Raw genomic sequence first — 19446 nt, 5'->3', positions numbered from 1 at the left:
CCATCCACGGCCGCCGCTTCGGCGGCCGTTTCGCGTTCCGCCGGGTGCGGTGGCCACGTCGACAAGGAGTCACCGTGGCCCGTGTCCTCAGCCTCTTCACCCCGTCAGGCCGTCCGACGCTCGGCAACCTGCTCGGCGCGCTGCGGCCGTCCGCGCAGCGCCTGACAGCCGGCGCCGCCCGTACCGACCACGTGTACGGGATCGCCGACCTGCACGCCCTCACCACCCCGCACGACCCCGCGCTGCTGAACGAGCGGGCGCTGGAGCTCGCCGGGCTGGCCGTCGCGGCGGGCATCGACCCGGAGCGGTGCGTGTTCTTCCGGCAGAGCGCGGTCGCCGCGCACACCGAGCTGTCGTACCTGCTGGAGAGCACCGCCCACTACGGCGAGATGCAGCGGATGATCCAGTTCAAGGAGAAGTCGGCGCGCCAGGAGGTCGTGCGCCTGTCGCTGCTCACCTACCCGGCGCTGATGGCCGCCGACATCCTGCTGTACCAGGCGACCGACGTGCCGGTCGGCGCGGACCAGTCACAGCACCTGGAGCTCGCCCGTGACCTGGCCGAGCGCTTCAACCGGGCGTACGGACCGGTGTTCACGCCGCCCCGCGCGGTGGTCCCGAAGACCGCGGCACGCGTCATGGACCTGGCCGACCCGTCGCGGAAGATGAGCAAGTCGGTCGACTCCCCGGGCACGATCCACCTGCTCGACCCCGTCGACGTCGTACGGCGCAAGGTCATGCGGGCGGTCACCGACTCCGGTTCGGAGGTGACGTACGACCCGGTGGGCAAGCCGGGCGTGTCCAACCTGCTGGTCATCCTGTCCGCGTGCACGGACACGCCGGTCGAGGCGCTGTCGTACTCCTCGTACGGCGCGCTGAAGCGGGACACCGCCGACGCGGTGATCGCGCTGCTCGAGCCGCTGCAGGACCGGTACGCCGGCATCGCCGCCGACCGGGCCGGGCTGGAGAAGGTCCTGCGTGAGGGCGCGGAGCAGGCCCGTACGCTGGCGGCGCCGACGCTCGCGGCGGCGAAGAGCGCGATCGGCCTGACGGCCGCCTGAAAGAGTGTCCCTCGGCGAAGCCGTCGGGCACAGCCGGCCTCCGTGTCTCAGGCGGCTTCGGGGACCGAGCCGTGCCCGACGTCGCGGCGGATGAAGCGGGCGGCCTCCCGCATCGCCTCGCCGGCCTCGGGGATCAGGCCGTTGAACATCTGGAACACGTGCATCTGACCGGGCCAGACCTGGAGTTCGTAGTCGGCTCCCGCCTCGGCCAGCACGTCGGCGAATCTCTCGGCCTCGTCCCGTAGCACCTCGATCCCGCCGACCTGGATGAGGAAGGGCGGCAGGTCAGCGCTCCCACAGCTCAGGATGGACAGCCGTGGATCGTTCCAATCTCCGGTCCCCACGTAAAGCCGGCCGAACCGCGTCGCGACGGCCGGGACGATGAAGGGATCCCGCCGCAGCATCGCCGAGGACATCGCCAGCTCGCCGGTCAGGTCGATCCAGGGGGAGAACAGCACGACCTTGCCGGGGGTCGGCAGGTCCGTCCGGCACGCCTCGCCGGTGAGGGAGGCGGCGAGGTGCCCGCCGGACGAGTCGCCCACGAGGGTGATCCGCTCGGGCGGGATGCCGCGGGCCAGCAGCAGGCGGTACGCGTCGAGGGCGTCCTCGAACGCCGCCGGGAACGGGTGTTCGGGCGCCTGCCGGTAGCGCGGGGCGAACACCGGCAGGCCCGTGTCCATCGCCAGCCGGGTCGTGATCGCCCGGTGGGTGCGCGGCGAGCAGATCGCGTACGCGCCGCCGTGCAGGTACAGGACCACGCCGCGGCTCGCGTCGCCGCCCGGCGGCCGCAGCCACTCGCCGCGGACCGGCCGGCCGATCTGCGGCAGGTCGACGCACGGGTCGCTGAAGGGCTCGACGTGGATGCGAGGATCGGCGCGCAGGCAGTGCGAGCCCGCGCCCAGGAGGGTGCGCCACACCCGGATCCCGGCGGGGCCGCCCTTGACGCGGCCGGAGAAGGGCCGGACCCCCAGCCGGATGGCCGTGGCCAGCGCACGGCTCTGGGAGCTGGGGGTCCGCTCGTAGGGCGGAAGTTCGGCGTCTGTGACGTGCGTCATTGGCAACCGCCTCCTGGGCCAGGAGTCACCTGACTAGTTAGATGCCCCACATGTCCTGTTCTTCACGTCACAAACCTGTAGAGTTACCCGCTAGATGTCTGACATCTGGCAGCTGAGAGAGGAACGGGCGTGGCGCTGCAGCCGATTCCACGGGGCTCGGCCGTCGAGGCCGTGCTCGACCAGATGCACGACCAGGTCGCCTCCGGGGCCTGGACGGTCGGTGCCCGCATCCCCGGCGAGCACGAGCTGAGCGCCGTGCTGCGGGTCAGCCGGCCCGCCGTGCGGGAGGCGATCCGCGCCCTGAGTCACGTCGGCGTGCTCGAGGTCCGGCGCGGCGACGGCACCTACGTACGCAGCGCCGCCGACCCCCGGCCACTGCTGCGGCGCGTCGAGCGGGCGTCGCTGCGGGACGTGTTCGAGGTGCAGCTCGCCTACGACGTCCAGGCCGCCAAGCTCGCCGCCGTGCGCCGTACGCCCGAGGACCTGCGGCGGCTCGAAGGGCTCCTGCGCGACCGCGACGCCGCCGAGGACCCCGCGGACTTCGGCGAGGCGGACTCGCGGTTCCACCTGGGCGTCGCCGAGACCGCGCGGAACCCGCTGCTGGCCGAGGCGTTCCGGTTCTTCCGGCACCGGCTGCGCGAGTCGCTGAGCGCGCTGCGCGAGGACCGCGACCTGCCCGAGGGCGGTCCCGAGCCGCACCACGCCGTGCTGGCGGCGATCGCCGGCGGCGACGCCGAGGCGGCCGGTCGCGCGGCGGCCCTCGTCGTCGAGCCGACCCTTCGCGCGCTGGAGGACGTGCTGTGAGACGCTACGCCGGAATCCTCCTGATCGTCCTGGTCGCGCTCAACCTGCGGCCCGCCGTCGTCGCTGTCGGCCCGCTGCTCAGCCAGATCTCCGGTGACCTGCACCTGTCGGGCGCGGCGGCCGGCGCGCTGACCACGCTCCCGCTGGTCTTCTTCGGCTCGTTCGGGCTGGTCCTGCCCCTCCTGCGGCGCTCGCCGCGCGGCGAGCGCCTGCTGGTGGCGAGCATGCTCGTGCTCGTCGTCGCGCTGGTGGTGCGCGTGCTGCCCTCGCCGGTCGCCCTGTTCGGCGGGGCGCTCCTGGCCGGGATCGCGATCAGCGTCGGCAACATCGCCGTCCCGTCGATCATCAAGCGGGACCACCCGCAGGCGATCATGGCGGTCACCGCCGTGTACACGATCGCGGTGACCGTCGGCGCGGCGGTCTCCGCGAGCGTCGCGGTGCCGGTCGAGCACGCCGCCGGGTCCTCCTGGCGGCTTCCCCTCGTGCTGCTGGCCGTCCCCGCAGGCGTCGCCGCGCTCGCCTGGCTGCCGCGCGCCCGCCGGGCCGCGGCCGGGGTGCCGGCCGCCGAGGGCTCCCGCCAGGTCTGGCGGTCCCGCCTGGCCTGGCAGGTCACCGCGTTCATGGGGATCCAGTCGCTGCTGGCGTACGTCGTCTCCGGCTGGCTGCCGACGCTCTGCCAGGACCGGGGGCTGAGCGAGACGGCGGCGGGCTACGCCCTCGGCGTCACCAGCCTCCTGCAGGCCGTCGGCGCGCTCGCCGTCCCGGTGATCGAACGCCGGCTGCGCGACCAGCGGCCCCTCGTCGTCCTCGTCGGCGTCCTCTGCCTGGTCGGCTTCGCCGGCACCGCCTGGGCGCCGATCGGCTCCGTCTGGTTGTGGATCATCGTGCTCGGGCTCGGGCAGGGCGTCGGGTTCGCCACCGCCCTCTCGTTCATCGGCCTGCGCGCCGCCGACGCGCACGTGGCGGCGCAGCTGTCCGGGATGGCGCAGGGCGTCGGCTACGTGATCGCCGCGCTCGGCCCGCTCGCCATCGGCGCCCTGCACGACGCCACCCACGGATGGACCGTTCCGTCGGTCGTCCTGCTGGCCGTGTCGGTGATCCTCGTGCTGCCCGGGCTCGGCGCCGGCCGCAGCCGCACGATCGGCGCCGAACCCGAGCCCGCCCTCGTCAGCCGCCGGTGACCTTCGGCGCGCCGTCCGCGACGCTCACCTTCAGCTGAGCGGTCGACTCCACGACCGTGCCGACGGGCGCCTGGCCCTTCTTCGCGTCCACGACCACCGTTCGCCGGCCGAGGAGCAGGTACGTCCTGGGATCGAAGATGTACTCCGCCCGCTCTCCCGCGCCCTCGTCGACCCGGGCGACCGCGATGCCCTTGCGGCCCGCGGCGTCCTCGGCCCGCCCGACGGCCTGCGCCCCGGGAATGGTCGCGGCGGCGCGGAACAGCGCGGCGCGCTGGGCGGCCGGCATGTACCCCTCCGTGAGCATCGCACCGGCCCGCGACCAAGCCTCCCGGTCGCCGTCGGCGGTCCCCGGCGTCAGGTGGTCGTAGAGGTGCGCGCGCATGCCCTGGGGGTCGGCCGGCAGCCGGCTCAGGTACGCGTAGTCGGTCCGCAGGTATTCGGCCCGGTTGTCGAAGTCGATCGTCCGCTCCGACGTTCCGGCCTCCTGCCCGGCCTCAGGCGGGATCGGCCAGTCGCCGTACCGCCTGGGCGGCAGGCCGGTCTCGATCAGGACGCCGCCCGTGGCCCGGCCCGCGACGGGCAGCCAGATCTTCCGCCGGTCGCGGCTCAGGTACCGGGAGTGGCCGTGCTCCTTGGAGTTCGAGTCCACGCTCTCCTCGTTCTCGGACTCGAAGACCAGGAACTGGCCGGGCCTCGGGTGCAGCTCACGCTGCCTGGTCGCGGCGTCGGCGGCGCGGTCGAGCGTCTGGACCACCGCGACCGGCACGGCCTGCGGCGAGTACGACGCCCGCGGGGCGCGGGGATCGCCGCCGGACAGCGCGATGCCGGCGACCGCCGCGGCGGCCAGCCCGGTCGCGACGGCGCTCAGGCCGATCCGCAGTGGCCACGCCCTTCCCCGGTGGGCCGGTCGCGGCAGCCGGGCCGACCCGGGGGCGGCGATCTCGGCCAGCAACCGGTCCTCTTCGGTGCGGAGGTCCCCCGGGGCGGGCCGGGGTACCTCCGCGCGGAGGAGGTTCAGCTGAGCCATCTCATCCATGTTCGAGTTCCTCGCTGACTGAAGTGGGGTCGACGCCGCCGAGTTCCGCGCGGAGTTTCTTCCGGGCCCGGTTGACGCGTGAACGCACCGTTCCGATCGGCACCCCGAGCGCCTGGGCGGCCTCCTGATAGCCGAGGTCGCCCCAGGTCACCAGCAGCAGCGCGTCACGGTGACCGGCGGGCAGCCTCCGCAGGGCGGCGGCCAGGCGCCGCCGTACGGCCCCGGCGCTGACCCGCTCGTCGGAGCGGCTGAACGGATCGGTGACCGGGTCGACGCCGGTTCGCTCGAGGGCGCGCAGCTGCCGCACCTCGGTGCGCTGGTGGCGACCGATCCGGTTGGTCGCGATGCCGTACAGCCAGGGGCGGGCGCTGGACCGGGTCAGGTCGTACCGGTCCCGCTGCCGGAACGCCGCCAGGAACGTCTCGGCGACGACGTCCTCGGCGGCGTCCGCGCCCAGACGGCGGGTGACGTACCGCTTGATCTCGGGTGCGTGCCGACGGAACACCTCGGCGAACACCTCGGGCTCTCGCCGGGACCGCTCGATCACGGAGGCGTCGTCGGCCTCCGTGGCGGTCCGGCTCATTTCGCTCATTTCCGGCCTCTCGGCTTTCGGGCAGGACGACCCTTGTTGCCCGCCCGGAGGACGCCGGTTCCCGCCCCGAGGCCGAATTCAGCGGAAGAGACTCAGACGCGAGTGGGGCGGCGGGCGAGTTCGCCGCCGCAGTCGGGGCAGACGTGGGACAGCCACCGCGTGCACGCCCCGCAGAACGATGACTCGTAACTGCAGATGTAGGCGAGGCCGTTCTGGTCCAGGGGGGCGTCGCAGCGTTCGCACACGCCGCGCATCTCGAGCGCCATGGCCGCAGAGCGTACATGTAGCGTGATCCGTGGGAGTTTCGGGCGCGGTCGGTGGTCGGGAGGTCGAGCGGTGAGTGCCTCGTTTCGGGTGTTCTGGGACGACCGGCTGGTGACGTACGACTTCGGGGCCGAGCATCCGATGAATCCCGTCCGCGTCGAGCTTACGATGGCCCTCGCTCGTGAGCTGGGCGTGTTCGACGCGCCGAACGTCTCCGTCGAGGGGTTCGAGCCCGCCGGCGACGAGCTGCTGACCCTCGTGCACGACCCGGCCTACATCGACGCGGTCCGCGCGGAGCGGCTCGACGTCGCGCGCGGGCTGGGCCTGGCCGACAACCCGGTCTTTCCCGGCATGCACGACGCGTCCGCGCTGGTGGCCGGGGCCTCGGTGGCGGCGGCGCGGGCCGTGTGGACGGGCGAGGCCGAGCACGCGGCCAACATCGCCGGGGGGCTCCACCACGCCATGCACGGCGCGGCGTCCGGGTTCTGCGTCTACAACGACCCGGCCATCGCGATCGCCTGGCTCCTCGCCCAGGGCGCGGAGCGGGTCGCGTACGTCGACGTCGACGTCCACCACGGCGACGGCGTCCAGGCGGCGTTCTACGACGACCCGCGCGTCCTCACGATCAGCCTGCACGAGACCCCGCGGACGCTGTTCCCCGGCACCGGGCTGCCGAAGGAGACCGGGGCGCGGGGCACGTCGGTGAACGTCGCCCTGCCGCCCGGCTGCGGAGACCGGCACTGGCTGCGCGCCTTCGACGCGGTGGTCCCACCGCTCCTGCGCCAGTTCCGGCCGCAGGTCCTGGTCACCCAGCAGGGCTGTGACAGCCACGAGCTCGACCCCCTCGCCCACCTGACGCTGACCGTGGACGGGCAGCGGGCGGCGTACGAGGCGCTGCACCGGCTGGCCCACGAGACGGCCGGCGGCCGCTGGGTCCTGACCGGCGGGGGCGGCTACGAGCTCGTCCACGTGGTCCCGCGCGCCTGGACCCATCTGCTCGCCGAGGCGGCGGGGCGGCCGATCCCGCCCGGCACGCCGACCCCGGAGACCTGGCGGGAGCTCGTCCGCGGCCGTACGGGGCGGCGGGCGCCCGAGCGCATGACCGACGGAGCGGACACGGAGGTGCGGACGTGGAGCAGCGGGTACGACCCGGCGGATCCGGTGGACCGGGCGGTGCAGGCGACGCGGCAGGCGGTGTTCCCGGAGCACGGTCTGGACCCGATGCCGTGAACCTCGCCGATCATCCGGTCCCGTCCCGCGACGAGCTGCGCGACCACCTGGTCCGCACGCTGATCGCCGGGGTCGTCGCCACGCCGCGACAGGGCAACCTGCTGCACTACCGCCGGATGGCGGCGCGCAAGCCGTACTACCTGTTCGGCCTCGAGCTCGAACAGGAGTGGGGGTTCGAGCAGATCTTCGCGCTGATGGTCAAGAAATGCGGGATCAACCCTGACCCGGCGCATCTGTACGGCGACGACACGATCGACCCGGACCGCACGATCGACGCCCTGGACGCCATGGCGGTCCGGCTCGCGCGGGCGGCGGAGCGGCGGGAGACGGTGCTGCTGGCGACGGGCCATCCGGGCGGGCTGCTGCCGGTGTACCTCGCGGTGGGCCGGGCCCTGCGGGCGCGGGGCTGCCGGGTGCTGACGCCCGCGTCGGGCTGGGCGTACGAGGTCGAGACGCCGCGCGGCGCGGAGCGCCGGTCGATCCGCTACATCGAGGGCGTCGCGGCGCTGAGCGCGGGCGCGTCGCTGCACCATACGCACGACGCGGAGCCCATGCGCGCGATTTTGCGAGACCTTTCCGCCGACGGCGGCTCCTGGCCGGATCTGGTCATGGCGGACCATGGCTGGGCCGGCGCGGCGGGCCAGGCGGGCATCGACACGGTCGGGTTCGCGGACTGCAATGATCCGGCCCTGTTCGCGGGGGAGGCGGAGGGGAAGGTCCATACCGTGGTGCCCCTGGACGACAACGTGCTCCCGGATCACTACACCCCGCTCACTGTGTATCTTTTGACACATTCGAGCCTGATTGATTGAACTCCCCTCTTGCGACTCGGGAATCACGATTTACGCTGGAGGAAAGTACACGGCCGTGATCAAAGTCACCCAAAGGTCTGACGCGCGGCGTGTGGAAGAGGGCGTCCGATGAGCTCAGGCGAGCGACCTCTGAGCGAGGTCAGGTTCCTGACTGTGGCCGAGGTGGCTGCGGTGATGCGGGTGTCCAAGATGACCGTATACCGCCTCGTTCACTCGGGAGAACTACCGGCGATTCGCGTGGGACGTTCGTTCCGCGTGCCGGAGCAGGCTGTCCACGACTATCTGCGGGACGCGTACATCGAAGCGGGCTGACGCGCACGTGGGCCGCCGGAGGACGGCGGCCTTCGCGGCGAGTGGCGGCGGTCCGCGAACGATCGGCGTCGAGGCGGCGGTACCCTTGGGCTCCGGGCCATGTGCCCGCCAAGGGTACTGATCGCCCGTCTCCTGCTGATCATCGAGTGAGGGTTCCGTGGGCTCTGTCATCAAGAAGCGTCGTAAGCGCATGGCCAAGAAGAAGCACCGTAAGCTGCTGAAGAAGACGCGCATCCAGCGTCGCAACAAGAAGTAACGCAGCCGTCCACGGATGGGGGGACACCGGTGCCGTCGACGACGCGTCCCTCCGCGAGCGCAGCAACAGGTTCCGGCGCGAGCCGGGTCGTCCTGGTCACCGGCGTCGCCCGGTGGCTCGGAGCACGGGTGGCCGAGGCCCTGCAGGCAGAGCCGAGCATCGAGCGGGTCATCGGCGTCGACACCGTGCCGCCCGAGGCATCCCTCGGGCGCACCGAGTTCGTACGGGTCGACATTCGCACGCCGAGCATCGCCAAGATCATAGATTCGGCGCGCGTCGACACGGTCGTGCACCTGAACCTCGTGACGATGACCGCGGCCGCGCGGATGGCGACCAAGGAAGCCAACGTCATCGGCACGATGCAGCTGCTGGCCGCCTGCCAGCGGTCCGCGGCCATGCGCAAGCTGGTCGTGCGGTCGTCGGCGGCGGTGTACGGCTCGTCGGCCCGTGACCCGGCCGTGTTCACCGAGATCGACGAGCCGGTGGCGCCGCCGGCGCACGGCTACGCCAAGGACGCGGTCGAGGTCGAGGGCTACGTCCGGGGACTCGCCCGGCGCCGCTCCGACCTGATCGTGTCCGTACTGCGCTTCGCGAACTTCCTCGGCCCGAACGTCGACAACCCGCTCAGCCGCTACTTCCACATGCCGGTGGTGGCGACGGTGCTCGGGTTCGACCCGCGCCTGCAGTTCATCCACGAGGACGACGGGATCGAGATCCTGCGCCGGATGGCCGTGGAGGACCATCCCGGCTGCTTCAACGCGGCCGGCGACGGCGTCGTGCTGCTCTCGCAGGCCCTGCGCCGGGCGGGCCGGCCCATCCTCCGGCTGCCGTCGCCCGCCGTGCAGACGCTCGGCGACGTCGGCCGCCGGTTCGGCGGCCTCAAGGGCTTCTCGCCCGAGCTGCTGCGCTGGCTGACGTACGGCCGGGTGATCGACACCACGCGCCTGACGAACGAACTGTCCTGGCGCCCCAAATACAGCTCCGAAGAGGCCTTTGCCGACTTCGTCGACTCGCAGGGGCTCGGGCGAAGCCTGCGAGCCGGGATCTTTGACCTGGTCACCGGCGGGGTAGAGGGCTTCAGCAGGAGGTGACCGCAGTCTGATGTCCGAGGAAGCGAGAGCGGTGGCGGGTCACGAGGCCGAGGTGATCCCGATCCACGGTGGCGCGGCCGTCCAGCCCACCGAACCACCCGGCGGTCTGGAGCAGAGGATCGCGTCGGCGCTGCGCTTCGTGCGCCACCGGCTGGAGGGCGACTACCACGTCGACGAGTTCGGCTTCGACCCGGAGCTGAACGACACGCTGCTGATGCCGCTCGCCCGCCAGCTGTACGAGCGGTGGTTCCGCGTGGAGATGTTCGGGCTGGAGAACGTCCCGGACACCGGCCCCGCCCTGGTCGTCGGCAACCACTCCGGCACCCTCCCGCTGGACGGCGTCATGCTCCAGGTCGGGCTGCACGACCACCACCCGGCCAAGCGCAACCTCCGGCTGCTCGGTGCGGACCTCGTCTACCAGATCCCGGTCCTGGCCCACCTGGCGCGCAAGAGCGGGCACACCCTCGCCAGCCAGGCCGACGCCGCGCGCCTGCTGGCCAAGCGCGAACTCGTCGGCGTGTTCCCCGAAGGGTTCAAAGGCGTCGGTAAGCCGTACAGCCAGCGGTACCGTCTGCAGCGGTTCGGGCGGGGCGGGTTCGTCGCGACCGCGCTGCGCGCCCAGGTGCCGATCATCCCGGCGGCGATCGTCGGCGCGGAGGAGATCTACCCCAAGATCGCCGACCTGCGGCCGATCGCCCGGCTCTTCGGCCTGCCGTACTTCCCGATCACGCCGACGTGGCCGATGTTCGGCCTGCTGGGCCTGGTCCCGCTGCCGTCCAAGTGGATCATCGCGTTCGGCGAGCCGATCATGACGGACGAGTACGACCCGGATCAGGCCGACGACCACATGACGGTCCTCAACCTGACCGACCAGGTCCGCGAGACGATCCAGAACATGCTCTACGACCAGCTCCGCCGCCGGGCCTCGATCTTCTTCTGAACCGCGCGGGCCTGACGGGCCGCCGAAAAAATCTTGGAACAGAGCTCTTCTGTTCGGGCAATCAGTACCGTACGCCCCTCTGACAGAAGAGCTCCATGAGAAGCCCGAGTCACCGGTGATCGCCGCGGTGCCCGACGACGCCGAGGTGATCAGTGCCTCCACGACCGATCCCGAGCGGTTCACCGAGCTCTACCGCCGGTACGCCGCCGACATCCACCGCTACGTCGCGAGCCGGCTCGGCCCGGACACGGCCGACGACCTGATGGTCGAGACGTTCCTTCAGGCGTTCCGGCATCGTCACCGTTACGACCCGGCGCGCGCCGCGGTGCGGCCCTGGCTGTACGGAATCGCGACCAAGCTGATCAGCCGGCAGCGCCGCTCCGAGCTCCGGATCTACCGGGCGATCGCGCGGACCGGCATCGACCCGGCGGTCGAGTCGCCCATCGAGTCGGCGACCGACCGCCTGTCGGCCGAGGGCAGTGCACGGCCCTGCGAAACGTCGACGGCACGATTGCGGTTGCCCCCCGTCCGGGGACAGGTCCTGCCAGAAGGTCGAGTGCGTGCCCGGACAGGTTGAACGCGAACGTCTTCTCCAGCCCGACCAGCCCGCCGAACTGCTCCTTGCGGCCAGCCGCTCCAGGATGTCGACGAGGCGCAGCCGGCCGCGATAGTCGGCGCAACACGAGCTTTCATGAAAATGACCGGCCAGTTCACCCGGCCCGAGAAGCAGGACGGCCAGACCGGCGCGTGGACCATCGAACTCCGTTGAACACCATGGTCCCTGACTCCGGCTCCCGGCCGATCTGTTCGCACAGCTCGGCCACCCTCGCGAACAAAAGCCGATATCGCGTCTCCTCGTGGTCAGGTGGGCAGCCGAAGGTACGGAGCGACGCTGCGAAGCTTCTCGCGCGTCTCCTCGTACTCTCGCTCAGGAGTGGATTGCCGCATCACCCCCGCTCCCGCGCGCAGCCACGTCGCGTCGCCGTGCCGGAAAATGGTGCGCAGCACGAGCGCGGCGTCAAGGGCGCCATGGGTATCCGCGGTCAGCACGGCTCCCCCGTAGAGGCCGCGGGTTCCGGGCTCGTGCCGGGCGAGTGCGGCGAGTGCGGCGGCTTTGGGGACGCCGGTGGCGGTGATGGCCGGGAAGAGCACGCCGAACGCCGACCATGGCCCGACGCCGTCACGTAGGTGTCCGGCGACCCTGGAGGCCAGGTGCTGCACCGAGCCGCGTTCTTTCACGGTCATGAACTCCTCGACCGCGACGGAGCCGGACCGGCAGATCGCTTGCAGTTCCTCGCAGGCCAGCCGTACGGAGATGGCGTGCTCGTGCACCTCTTTGGAGTCCGCGAGGAGTTCGGCGCGCAGCCGCCGATCGTGATCGGGGCTGAGGCCCAGCGCCCTGGTGCCGGCGAGTGGCTGGGTGGACACGCGGCCACCCGGCTCTATCTGGGCGACGGTCTCCGGGCTGAATCCGGCTGCCCGCCAGCCGCCCAGGTCGAGGAGGAACGACCTCGCCGGAGTGTTGCCTCGGCGGCCGGCGAGGTAGGAGGCAGGCAGATCTGGACGTATCCCGGCGGGCAGCGGGATGGCGCGGGAGAGGACGGCCTTGTCGATCCGTCCGGCCTCGATGTCGGCGATCGTGTCCGACACGCCCTTCATGTAGGCGTCACCATCCTCGCCCAGGATGGCTTCGACATCGTCCACCGGACGTGTGCGGGCGAGCGGATCGGCCTGCGGCACGCTGCGGAGCGACTCGGCGATCTTGGCGGTCCACGTGTCGTCGACTGCGCGCAGTTCGGCCTTTCCGGGGGTGAGGACGGCTTCCAGACAGGGCACAAGCAGGTGGAGCAGTGGTTGCGTACCCGCGGACGGCCGTTCGCCGTGCAGCAGATGGGCGAGCTCGAAGGCGGCCCAGCCGAAGACCCGCCGTCCGCCGGGATGGACGTGGCCGAGGGCCGTGAGCGCCGCGGCGATCTGGTCGAGCGGACGGCCGTCGGTCGCGACGGTCCACTCCCGTCCGGCGGCACGGGCGGTGACCGATGCCGTGTCCGCGGTGAGAGTGACCGCCGCCCCTGCGGCGAAGTGCCAAACTTCGTCGCGCTCGTAGATGACGTACTGGCCGCCGAGCCAGGTGGACAGGTGCACGGCGGTGCGGGCCGGATCGTCGGGTGCGTCGAGAACCTCCTCGTGACGTACGGCGGGAACCTGATGTGCCCAGTCCTGCCAGGGCGCTGCGGCCTGGTCGGTCATTGTCAGCCTCCTTCCGGGGAATGATCTTGCTGAAGAGACCGGCTCTGCCGGCCGGTGGTGCCCGGCGCGCGTCTTCACCGGGCGGCCAAGCGCCAGCCTTCGGCGCGCGTGCGCTCCCGCCAGAAGTCCGAATAGGTGCCACCGGCGTCGACGAGTTCGCTGTGCGTGCCCTGCTCGCTGATCCGGCCGCCCTCCAGGACCAAGATCTGGTCCGCGGCCAGCACGGTCCGTAGCCGATGCGCGATGACCAGAAGTGACTTCTCCACCGCCAGCTCGGCGATCGCCGATTCCAGGATCGCTTCGTTCTCGGGGTCGAGAGCGGCGGTCGCCTCGTCGAGGACCAGAATCGGAGCGTCCTTCAGGAGCGCACGGGCGATGGAGATGCGCTGGCGCTGACCGCCGGACAACGCGGTTCCGCGCTCACCCACACGGGTCGCCCAGCCGTCGGGTAGCTCCGCGACGACGCGGTCCATGCCCGACAGTTCCGCCGCACGCCTGATCCTTTCGGCGCTCGCGTCAGGGGCGCCGATCCGGACGTTCTCCTCGATGGTGTCGTCGAAGAGGTAGACGTCCTGAAAGACGATCGCGACGGTGGCGGCCAGGCGCTCGGGTGCGATGTCACGCACGTCGACGCCGCCGATGCGGACGGTTCCGGCGGTGGTGTCCCAGAAGCGGGCGAGCAGCCGGGCCACGGTGGTCTTGCCGGCGCCCGAAGGGCCGACGAGTGCCGTCAGGCCGCGCTCGGGGAGGCGAAGGCTGATGCCGTCGAGTACTGCCGGCGGGGCGACGGCGGCGCCGTTCGTAGAAGAGGCGACCGTCTTCGGATAGGTGAAGGACACCTGGTCGAACTCCACGGCGGTGCCGGTCGGCACTTTCGGGTCTGTCGGCTGCGGAAAGGGCGTCTCCTCCAGGACCGCGTCCAGCCGCTCGAGGTTGTTGCGTGCGATGCGCAGGCCGGCTCCAAGGTCGGCGGAGGCGGAGACGCTGTCGACGAGCCGGCCGGTGAGCACGACCAGGGCGATGAGCGTCGGCGCGGCCAGGGTGCCGTCCAGCGCCCAGGCGACCTGGAGCGCCAGTGCCAGGGCGAAGACCATACGGGCGGCGAAGGCGAAGGACACCAGCCCCGGGACGCCCCGCACGATCAACGTGCGGTCCGCGTCGGATTCCGCCCGCAGGGCGTTCTCGAGGTCGGCGTGTCCGTCGACGGTACGGCCGAAGGCTCTCAGCACCGGCTGATTCTGGGCGAACTCCAGCACACGGTCGGCCGACTCATCGATCGCGGTGTCGCGGCCACGATCGAGCCGGCGCACCATACGGGTACTCCAGACGTGCACCCCCAGCAGCACCGGTGCGCACAGCAGCAGGACGACACCGACTCGCCAGTCGAAGAGGAAGGCGGCGAGGACAAGGGTGACGGGGGTGAACACCGAGCTGATCATCGGCCGCAGCAGGTGCGCCGGCATGTTCATCACCTGGATGACGTTCTGACTCGCCAACCGGCCGAGTTCGGCTGCTCGCGTGCCGGTGAACCAGCCGACCGGGAGGTCCAGGGCTTTGTCGGCCAGCCGTCGATGCAGGACTCGGGAGATGCGTGAGCCGACGGTGAACCCCTGGCTCAGGCACAGGGCCTGGACCACGGCGTAGCCGAGCGAGCAGCCCGCGAAGGCCACGAGCCAGGGCCAGGCGTGCCCGGGTCCCCGGCTGAAAAGCGTCCGCAGGAGCGGCACGAGCAGGGCGAAGGCCACGCCCTGCAGGACGGCGGCGCCGACCATCAGCGCGAGCAGACGCTTGAGAGGGCCGGAGGCCTCGCGTCCCAGGACGTGGAACAGGTGGCGGATCATCGGTGCGTGCCCTTCGGGGTGAGGTCCGGACGGCTCGTGTCGCGCGAGGCGGTCGGCGCGGTGAGGTCGACGGAGGCGTCCAGGCCTTGGGAGCGCCACATGCGCGCGTAGCGCCCCGCGGCGGCCAGGAGTTCCTCATGGCGGCCCTGCTCGGCGATCCGCCCGCCGTCCAGGACGACGATGCGGTCGGCGGAGCGGACGGTCGCCAGCCGGTGCGCGATGACCAGCAACGTTCGGCCGAAGGCGAGAGTTGACAGGGCGTCCTGGATCAGCGACTCCGACCGCGGATCCGCGAACGCCGTGGCTTCGTCCAGGACGACGATCGGTGTGTCGGCGAGCAACGCCCGGGCGATGGACAGGCGCTGGGCCTCACCGCCGGACAGCACGACGTCGGTACCGACGACCGTGGCGTATCCCTTCGGCAGCGCGGTGATCCGGTCGTGGATCTGCGCCGCCCGTGCGGCCCGCTTCACCTCTTCATCGGTGGCCTCCGGGCGGCCCAGCCGCACGTTGTCGGCGACGGTGGCCCGTAGCAGTCGGACGTCCTGGAGGACGAAACCGACGTGGCGGTACAAATCAGCGGCCGGGATCGCGCGTACGTCGGCATCGCCGATGGTGACCGTACCGGTGGTCACGTCGTGGAAGCGGAGCAGCAGCGCGGCCAGCGTCGACTTACCGGACCCGGACGGTCCCACCAGAGCGGTGACCGTTCCCGGCTCCAGGTCCATATCGATGTCCTTCAGCACATCGGTGCTTCCGTCGTAGGAGAACGACACTCCGCGCATCGACACCCGGGCGTCGGCGGGGGCCGCGGGGACGGCCGGCTCCGGCAGCACCGGGGCGTCGAGCAGAGCGGTGATCCGGGCGGCCGCCGCCTGACCGGTCCGGATCTGCTGCATGCGAGCGCCGACCAGTCCCATCGGCGCGCTGACGACCGGGCCTAGGAGCACGAAGGGCACCAGGTCGACGACGGGCGTCCATCCGGCCCCGGTGAAGACGACCCCGGCCGTCACCAGGACGAGCAGCACGACCACTGGGGTGACCACGAGCAAGGCAGCGGTCGAGGGGATCAGCGTGGCGCGTACCCAGCCGGTGAAGAACTCCGAGAAGCCATCGGTCGCCGCCAGGAACCGGGCGTGCGCTCTCCGGCCGCGGCCGAACGACTTTACGACGGCGATACCGTTCGCGAACTCCACCGCGGCCGAGGAGATCCGGCTCTGCGCCGCGCCGTACTCGGCCATGTTCGCCTTGGCGCCGGCCATGGCGCGGCCGAACAGGTACACGCCTGCCGCCAGGGGAAGAACGCTCAGCAGCGCGAGCCGCCAGTCGATGGTGAGCAGGTAGGCCAGGGCGAGGAGGGGAGCGGTGAGCAGTGCGGTGGCGTCCAGAAGCGTGTGCGCGACCAGCGAGTGCAGGGCGTGCACGTCGTCCTGGATGGCGCTCTTCAGCTCGCCGGTTCCGGCGGCGCTGACCCGGCCGAGGGGCATCCGGCCGATGTGCCTGGCCAGGTCCAGGCGCAGGCCCAGCTGCAGCCGGTTGTCGGCGAGGTGGGCGACGACCCCTGCGGTGAACCCGAGGACCATGGCGGCGAGGCCACCGGCACAGGCGAGGCTCGCCAGGGGCCAGAGCCGGCCGCCGGAGGGTGCGGTGCCGGCGGTGAGACGCTCGGCGATCAAGGTGACGGCGATGAAGGGAACGACGCCCGCGATGGAGCCCGCGGCCTGAAGGACGAAGGCCACCGCGATGCGGCGCCGCACGCCGTACAGGATCCGGCGTAGCGGGGGCCTGCCCGCCGCGTGGGGCGCGGTCGTCGGTGCAGGGCGTTCGGTCATTTGAGCAGAACTCCGATCTCGGGAACGGCCTGGCCACCGGCTTCGGTGACGCGGTGGCTGGTCATTCCGGCTTCGCGGGAGAGCTGGGCGACGTCGATGGTGTGCCAGAGGTAGCTGTCACTGACCTCGCGGACGGTCCGGCCGTCTCGCAGCACCTTCCAGGTGGTGGTGAACCGCATGGCATCCCCGGACGCGGGTTCGCCGCCGATCCACCACTCGTAGGTCTGGCGGCCGATGGTCTCGCGCAGCGACATCACCGGCGGGATGTGCCGTGGCGCGTGCACGCCCATGAGCTCGACGACGATGGGCCCGCCGGGCGGGAGCCGTTCGGAGAGGCGCCGCCACAGGGCGATGCGTTCGGGCGGGGTCAGGTGACCGGCCACGCCGAATACGACCACGGCGGACACGTGGTCCGGCAGCCGAAGGTCCTGGGCGAAGTCGTCGGTGACGGTGACGCGGCGGCGCAGATCCGGGTCGCCGGCGATGCGGGCGGTGAGGATGGCGCGCATGGTGGCGGACGGTTCGGCGGCGATGATGTCGGCGCCGGGCAGTGTGGCCGCGATGACCTCGGTGATCCGGCCGGTACCCGCGCCGATCTCGACGATCGGACCGTGGGAGGTGTCGACCGAGGCCAGCACACGTGCGAGCGGCGGGCCGCTGCTGGCGGTGTGGCGGACGGCGACCATGTCGTAGAACTCCGCCGACGGCGTGTAGTAGTCGATCACGTTCTCTCCTGGGTGCGGTGGGGCCGTCGCCGGATCCCCACGGACCGCTCGGGCTGGGCGGTCCGGTCACGGAGTGCTGGGCCACCCTCGGGCGTCCCGGGTGAACGAGGGGCTCAGCCGCCTGAGGACGGTGCTGACGACCCGTTCACGCTGGGAGTTGAGGTAGAAGTGGCCGCCGGGGAAGACCTGGACGGCGGTGTGTGCGGTGGTCAGGGCCGCCCATCCCCCGGCCCGGACATCGCTCCGCGCGAGCCGCACCTCGGGATCGACGTCACCGGTGAACACCTCGATCGGGCAGTTCAGCAGGGGACGCGCCGCGGGCCGGTAGGTCTCGATGAGGCGGTAGTCGTTGCGGATGTAACCGAGCACGGCCGCGCGTAGCTCGGGGTCGGCCAGCACCTCGTGGTGGGTGCCGCCGAGCCGTTTCAACTCGGCGCACAGCGCGGCGTCGTCCTGCCGGTGCACCTCGCCGACCTGGGCGGTCCCCGGTGCCTCGCGACCGGAGGCGAACAGTCGCCGTGGCCCGGATACCCCCCGGGCGCGCAGCTCATGGGCGAGTTCCCAGGCGATGGCCGAGCCCATGCTGTGGCCGAACAGGGCGTACGGACGATCGATCAGCGGCAGGAGGGAGTCGGCGACCGCGTTCACCAGCTCTTCCATTCGGTCGACCATGGGGTCGTTCCAGCGGTCTTCTCTGCCGGGGTACTGCACGGCGATCAGCTCGACGTCAGGGGGCAGCAGAGCCGCCCAGGGACGGTAGGAGCTGGCCCCGCCCCCGGCGTGCGGGAGACAGACCAGCCGGAACCGCGCGCCCGGGTATGCCGCCCAGCGCCGCAGCCACGGGCCGAGGCGGCGCTGCCCGGGAACCCCGAGCCCGGCACCGGTGGTTCGAGAGGTCGGGGAGGAGGTGTTCACCAGGCCACCGGCATCTTCTCGACGCCGAAGGTGGCCGAGTCGTGTTTGAACACGATCTCTTCGTAGGGCACCGCGAGCCGCAGTGTCGGAACACCACGGATCAGTGTCTGCAGCGCGATCTCCATTTCGAGGCGGGCGAGCTGCTGACCGATGCACTGGTGCATGCCGTGCCCGAAGGCCAGGTGAGGGTTGTCCTCGCGGTGGAAGTCGACCGTCTCCGGGTCGGGGAACCGGTCGGGGTCGTGGTTGGCCCCGGCGAGCAGGCCGATGATGCCGTCGTCGGCGGGGATCGTCCGACCGGACAGCTCGATCTCCTCGGCGGCGATGCGCAGGGGGATGGAGTCCGCGACCGAGAGCGCCCGCAGCAGTTCCTCCACTGCGGAGGGCATCAGGGAGGGCTCGGCGCGCAGTTGCTCCATCAGGTCGGAGCGCCGGAGCAGAAGCAGGGTCGACAGCGCGATCATGCTGGTAGTGGTCTCGCGACCGGCGTTGATGGTGATGCCGACGGTCGAGAGCAGCTCGTGCATGGTTAGGTCGCCGGTCAGCAGGTGCTCGGTGACCAGCTTGGACAGCAGGTCCTCGCCGGGGTCCTCCCGCCGTTGCGCGATGAGGTCGGACAGCAGCGTGAACAGACCGTTCAGCGCCTCGGCGACCTCCTCGGCCGTGCTGGTCCTGGAGCCGGAGACGCGGGTGACGTCACGGAAGAACTCCAGGTTCTCCCTGGGGATGCCGAGGAGCCCGCAGATCACCGACGTCGACACCGCATTGGCGTAGGACGCGACGAAGTCGACGGGCTGCGGTCCGGCGAGCATGTCCCGCAGGATGCCGTCCACGAGGTCCTGCACGGTGGGCCGCATGGCGCGGACCTTACGGACGGTGAACTCCGGGAGCAGCATCCGCCGGTAGCGGGTGTGCTCGGGCGGGTCGGTGCGGATGAACGGACGCAGTCTGGCGCCGGCCTCTTGCTCGCCCACCCCGAGGGCGGGGAAGTTCGGTCGGCGGATGTCGGCGCTGATGCGCGGGTCGGACAGCAGGGCACGGACATCGTCGTAACGCGTGACCGCCCAGGCGGGACGGCCGGTCGGCAGGGTCACGCGGGCGACGGGTTCCTCGGCACGCAGTGCGGCGTACTCCTGAGGCGCGGAGAAGGGGCAGGCCCGGCGCATCGGGAAGTCCCGGGGAGGCGTGGTGCCGGTCGGCTGGTCGGCCGGCGGCGGGGGCACAGGTGCGTTCATGACGGGTCCTTGGTCGG

The 19446-nt window shown here is 71.6% G+C and carries 20 protein-coding genes; 10 read left to right on the top strand and 10 right to left on the bottom strand.

Translation table 11 applies throughout. From position 1 onward, the window contains the following. Positions 1–74: 74 nt before the first annotated feature. Positions 75–1058 (top strand): tryptophan--tRNA ligase, encoded by a 984-nt coding sequence (gene trpS, locus NE235_RS14150; protein ID WP_252802763.1) that lies wholly within the window; start codon positions 75–77, stop codon positions 1056–1058. Positions 1059–1105: 47 nt separating this feature from the next. Here trpS and NE235_RS14145 read toward each other — a convergent pair whose 3' ends face one another. Next, positions 1106–2113: an alpha/beta hydrolase gene (locus NE235_RS14145; protein WP_252802761.1), complete on the bottom strand. Its 1008-nt coding sequence runs from the start codon at positions 2111–2113 to the stop codon at positions 1106–1108. 129 nt (positions 2114–2242) lie between these two features. Between NE235_RS14145 and NE235_RS14140 the strand changes: the two genes are divergently transcribed. Next, a complete protein-coding gene (locus NE235_RS14140; protein ID WP_252802758.1) occupies positions 2243–2917 on the top strand; it encodes a FadR/GntR family transcriptional regulator in 675 nt (224 codons plus the stop codon). Further along, on the top strand, positions 2914–4098 hold the full coding sequence (locus tag NE235_RS14135) for a CynX/NimT family MFS transporter (RefSeq protein WP_252802756.1): 1185 nt from the start codon (positions 2914–2916) through the stop codon (positions 4096–4098). Before NE235_RS14140 ends, NE235_RS14135 begins: the two co-directional genes overlap by 4 nt. On the opposite strand, the gene NE235_RS14130 is transcribed toward NE235_RS14135, so the two are convergent. The 3 genes from NE235_RS14130 to NE235_RS14120 form a co-directional block, all read right to left on the bottom strand. After that, complete coding sequence (locus NE235_RS14130; RefSeq protein WP_252802754.1) at positions 4085–5134, bottom strand: CU044_5270 family protein; 1050 nt, start codon at positions 5132–5134, stop codon at positions 4085–4087. The two genes, NE235_RS14135 and NE235_RS14130, sit on opposite strands and share 14 nt — an antisense overlap. Continuing rightward, a complete protein-coding gene (locus tag NE235_RS14125; protein ID WP_252802751.1) occupies positions 5127–5726 on the bottom strand; it encodes an RNA polymerase sigma factor in 600 nt (199 codons plus the stop codon). The genes NE235_RS14130 and NE235_RS14125 overlap by 8 nt, the downstream gene beginning before the upstream one ends. 92 nt (positions 5727–5818) lie before the next feature. Then, a complete protein-coding gene (locus tag NE235_RS14120) occupies positions 5819–5992 on the bottom strand; it encodes a DUF1272 domain-containing protein (protein WP_252802749.1) in 174 nt (57 codons plus the stop codon). A gap of 139 nt (positions 5993–6131) precedes the next feature. Between NE235_RS14120 and NE235_RS14115 the strand changes: the two genes are divergently transcribed. The 7 genes from NE235_RS14115 (at position 6132) to NE235_RS14085 (ending at position 11208) form a co-directional block, all read left to right on the top strand. Continuing rightward, the gene (locus NE235_RS14115; RefSeq protein WP_289848651.1) at positions 6132–7220 is read left to right on the top strand and encodes an acetoin utilization protein AcuC; all 1089 of its coding nucleotides are present in this window, start codon (positions 6132–6134) and stop codon (positions 7218–7220) included. Further along, entirely contained in the window at positions 7217–8032 is an 816-nt protein-coding gene (locus tag NE235_RS14110; RefSeq protein WP_252802747.1) for a phosphatase, read from the top strand. Before NE235_RS14115 ends, NE235_RS14110 begins: the two co-directional genes overlap by 4 nt. A gap of 108 nt (positions 8033–8140) precedes the next feature. Further along, the gene (locus tag NE235_RS14105) at positions 8141–8344 is read left to right on the top strand and encodes a helix-turn-helix domain-containing protein (RefSeq protein WP_187233448.1); all 204 of its coding nucleotides are present in this window, start codon (positions 8141–8143) and stop codon (positions 8342–8344) included. A gap of 157 nt (positions 8345–8501) precedes the next feature. Continuing rightward, positions 8502–8600: a 30S ribosomal protein bS22 gene (locus NE235_RS14100; RefSeq protein WP_018654693.1), complete on the top strand. Its 99-nt coding sequence runs from the start codon at positions 8502–8504 to the stop codon at positions 8598–8600. A gap of 29 nt (positions 8601–8629) precedes the next feature. Beyond that, positions 8630–9691 (top strand): NAD-dependent epimerase/dehydratase family protein, encoded by a 1062-nt coding sequence (locus tag NE235_RS14095; protein ID WP_252802745.1) that lies wholly within the window; start codon positions 8630–8632, stop codon positions 9689–9691. A 10-nt stretch (positions 9692–9701) separates the two neighbouring features. Further along, a complete protein-coding gene (locus NE235_RS14090) occupies positions 9702–10631 on the top strand; it encodes a lysophospholipid acyltransferase family protein (protein ID WP_252802743.1) in 930 nt (309 codons plus the stop codon). A 115-nt stretch (positions 10632–10746) separates the two neighbouring features. Then, the gene (locus NE235_RS14085; protein WP_252802741.1) at positions 10747–11208 is read left to right on the top strand and encodes an RNA polymerase sigma factor; all 462 of its coding nucleotides are present in this window, start codon (positions 10747–10749) and stop codon (positions 11206–11208) included. A 284-nt stretch (positions 11209–11492) separates the two neighbouring features. Here the strand turns inward: NE235_RS14085 and NE235_RS14080 are convergent, their stop codons facing one another. The 6 genes from NE235_RS14080 to NE235_RS14055 all read right to left on the bottom strand — a co-directional run bounded on the left by NE235_RS14080 (position 11493) and on the right by NE235_RS14055 (position 19429). After that, positions 11493–12881, bottom strand: coding sequence for a salicylate synthase (locus NE235_RS14080; protein ID WP_252802739.1), 1389 nt, complete (start codon positions 12879–12881; stop codon positions 11493–11495). 74 nt (positions 12882–12955) lie between these two features. After that, entirely contained in the window at positions 12956–14722 is a 1767-nt protein-coding gene (locus NE235_RS14075) for an ABC transporter ATP-binding protein (protein WP_252802737.1), read from the bottom strand. Beyond that, positions 14719–16554, bottom strand: a complete 1836-nt coding sequence (locus NE235_RS14070; protein WP_252802735.1) for an ABC transporter ATP-binding protein — start codon at positions 16552–16554, stop codon at positions 14719–14721. The genes NE235_RS14075 and NE235_RS14070 overlap by 4 nt, the downstream gene beginning before the upstream one ends. Then, positions 16551–17279 (bottom strand): class I SAM-dependent methyltransferase, encoded by a 729-nt coding sequence (locus NE235_RS14065; protein ID WP_252802732.1) that lies wholly within the window; start codon positions 17277–17279, stop codon positions 16551–16553. Before NE235_RS14065 ends, NE235_RS14070 begins: the two co-directional genes overlap by 4 nt. Before the next feature lie 66 nt (positions 17280–17345). Continuing rightward, a complete protein-coding gene (locus NE235_RS14060; RefSeq protein ID WP_308206072.1) occupies positions 17346–18194 on the bottom strand; it encodes a thioesterase II family protein in 849 nt (282 codons plus the stop codon). Continuing rightward, positions 18191–19429, bottom strand: a complete 1239-nt coding sequence (locus NE235_RS14055) for a cytochrome P450 (RefSeq protein WP_252802730.1) — start codon at positions 19427–19429, stop codon at positions 18191–18193. The genes NE235_RS14060 and NE235_RS14055 overlap by 4 nt, the downstream gene beginning before the upstream one ends. Between the last annotated feature and the right edge of the window lie 17 nt (positions 19430–19446).

This window comes from Actinoallomurus spadix, from assembly GCF_024055725.1.
GTDB lineage: Bacteria > Actinomycetota > Actinomycetes > Streptosporangiales > Streptosporangiaceae > Actinoallomurus > Actinoallomurus spadix.
The sequence above is the reverse complement of the archived record's forward strand: the minus strand, read 5'-3'. Positions and strand labels throughout refer to the sequence as shown.

Excerpts from the sequence above, each read along its gene's own strand:
- NE235_RS14145 (WP_252802761.1), bottom strand. The coding sequence starts at position 2,113 with ATGACGCACGTCACAGACGCCGAACTTCCGCCCTACGAGCGGACCCCC.
- NE235_RS14130 (WP_252802754.1), bottom strand. The coding sequence starts at position 5,134 with ATGGATGAGATGGCTCAGCTGAACCTCCTCCGCGCGGAGGTACCCCGG.
- NE235_RS14125 (WP_252802751.1), bottom strand. The coding sequence starts at position 5,726 with ATGAGCGAAATGAGCCGGACCGCCACGGAGGCCGACGACGCCTCCGTG.
- NE235_RS14120 (WP_252802749.1), bottom strand. The coding sequence starts at position 5,992 with ATGGCGCTCGAGATGCGCGGCGTGTGCGAACGCTGCGACGCCCCCCTG.
- NE235_RS14115 (WP_289848651.1), top strand. The coding sequence starts at position 6,132 with ATGAATCCCGTCCGCGTCGAGCTTACGATGGCCCTCGCTCGTGAGCTG.
- NE235_RS14105 (WP_187233448.1), top strand. The coding sequence starts at position 8,141 with ATGAGCTCAGGCGAGCGACCTCTGAGCGAGGTCAGGTTCCTGACTGTG.
- NE235_RS14090 (WP_252802743.1), top strand. The coding sequence starts at position 9,702 with ATGTCCGAGGAAGCGAGAGCGGTGGCGGGTCACGAGGCCGAGGTGATC.
- NE235_RS14080 (WP_252802739.1), bottom strand. The coding sequence starts at position 12,881 with ATGACCGACCAGGCCGCAGCGCCCTGGCAGGACTGGGCACATCAGGTT.
- NE235_RS14075 (WP_252802737.1), bottom strand. The coding sequence starts at position 14,722 with ATGATCCGCCACCTGTTCCACGTCCTGGGACGCGAGGCCTCCGGCCCT.
- NE235_RS14070 (WP_252802735.1), bottom strand. The coding sequence starts at position 16,554 with ATGACCGAACGCCCTGCACCGACGACCGCGCCCCACGCGGCGGGCAGG.
- NE235_RS14055 (WP_252802730.1), bottom strand. The coding sequence starts at position 19,429 with ATGAACGCACCTGTGCCCCCGCCGCCGGCCGACCAGCCGACCGGCACC.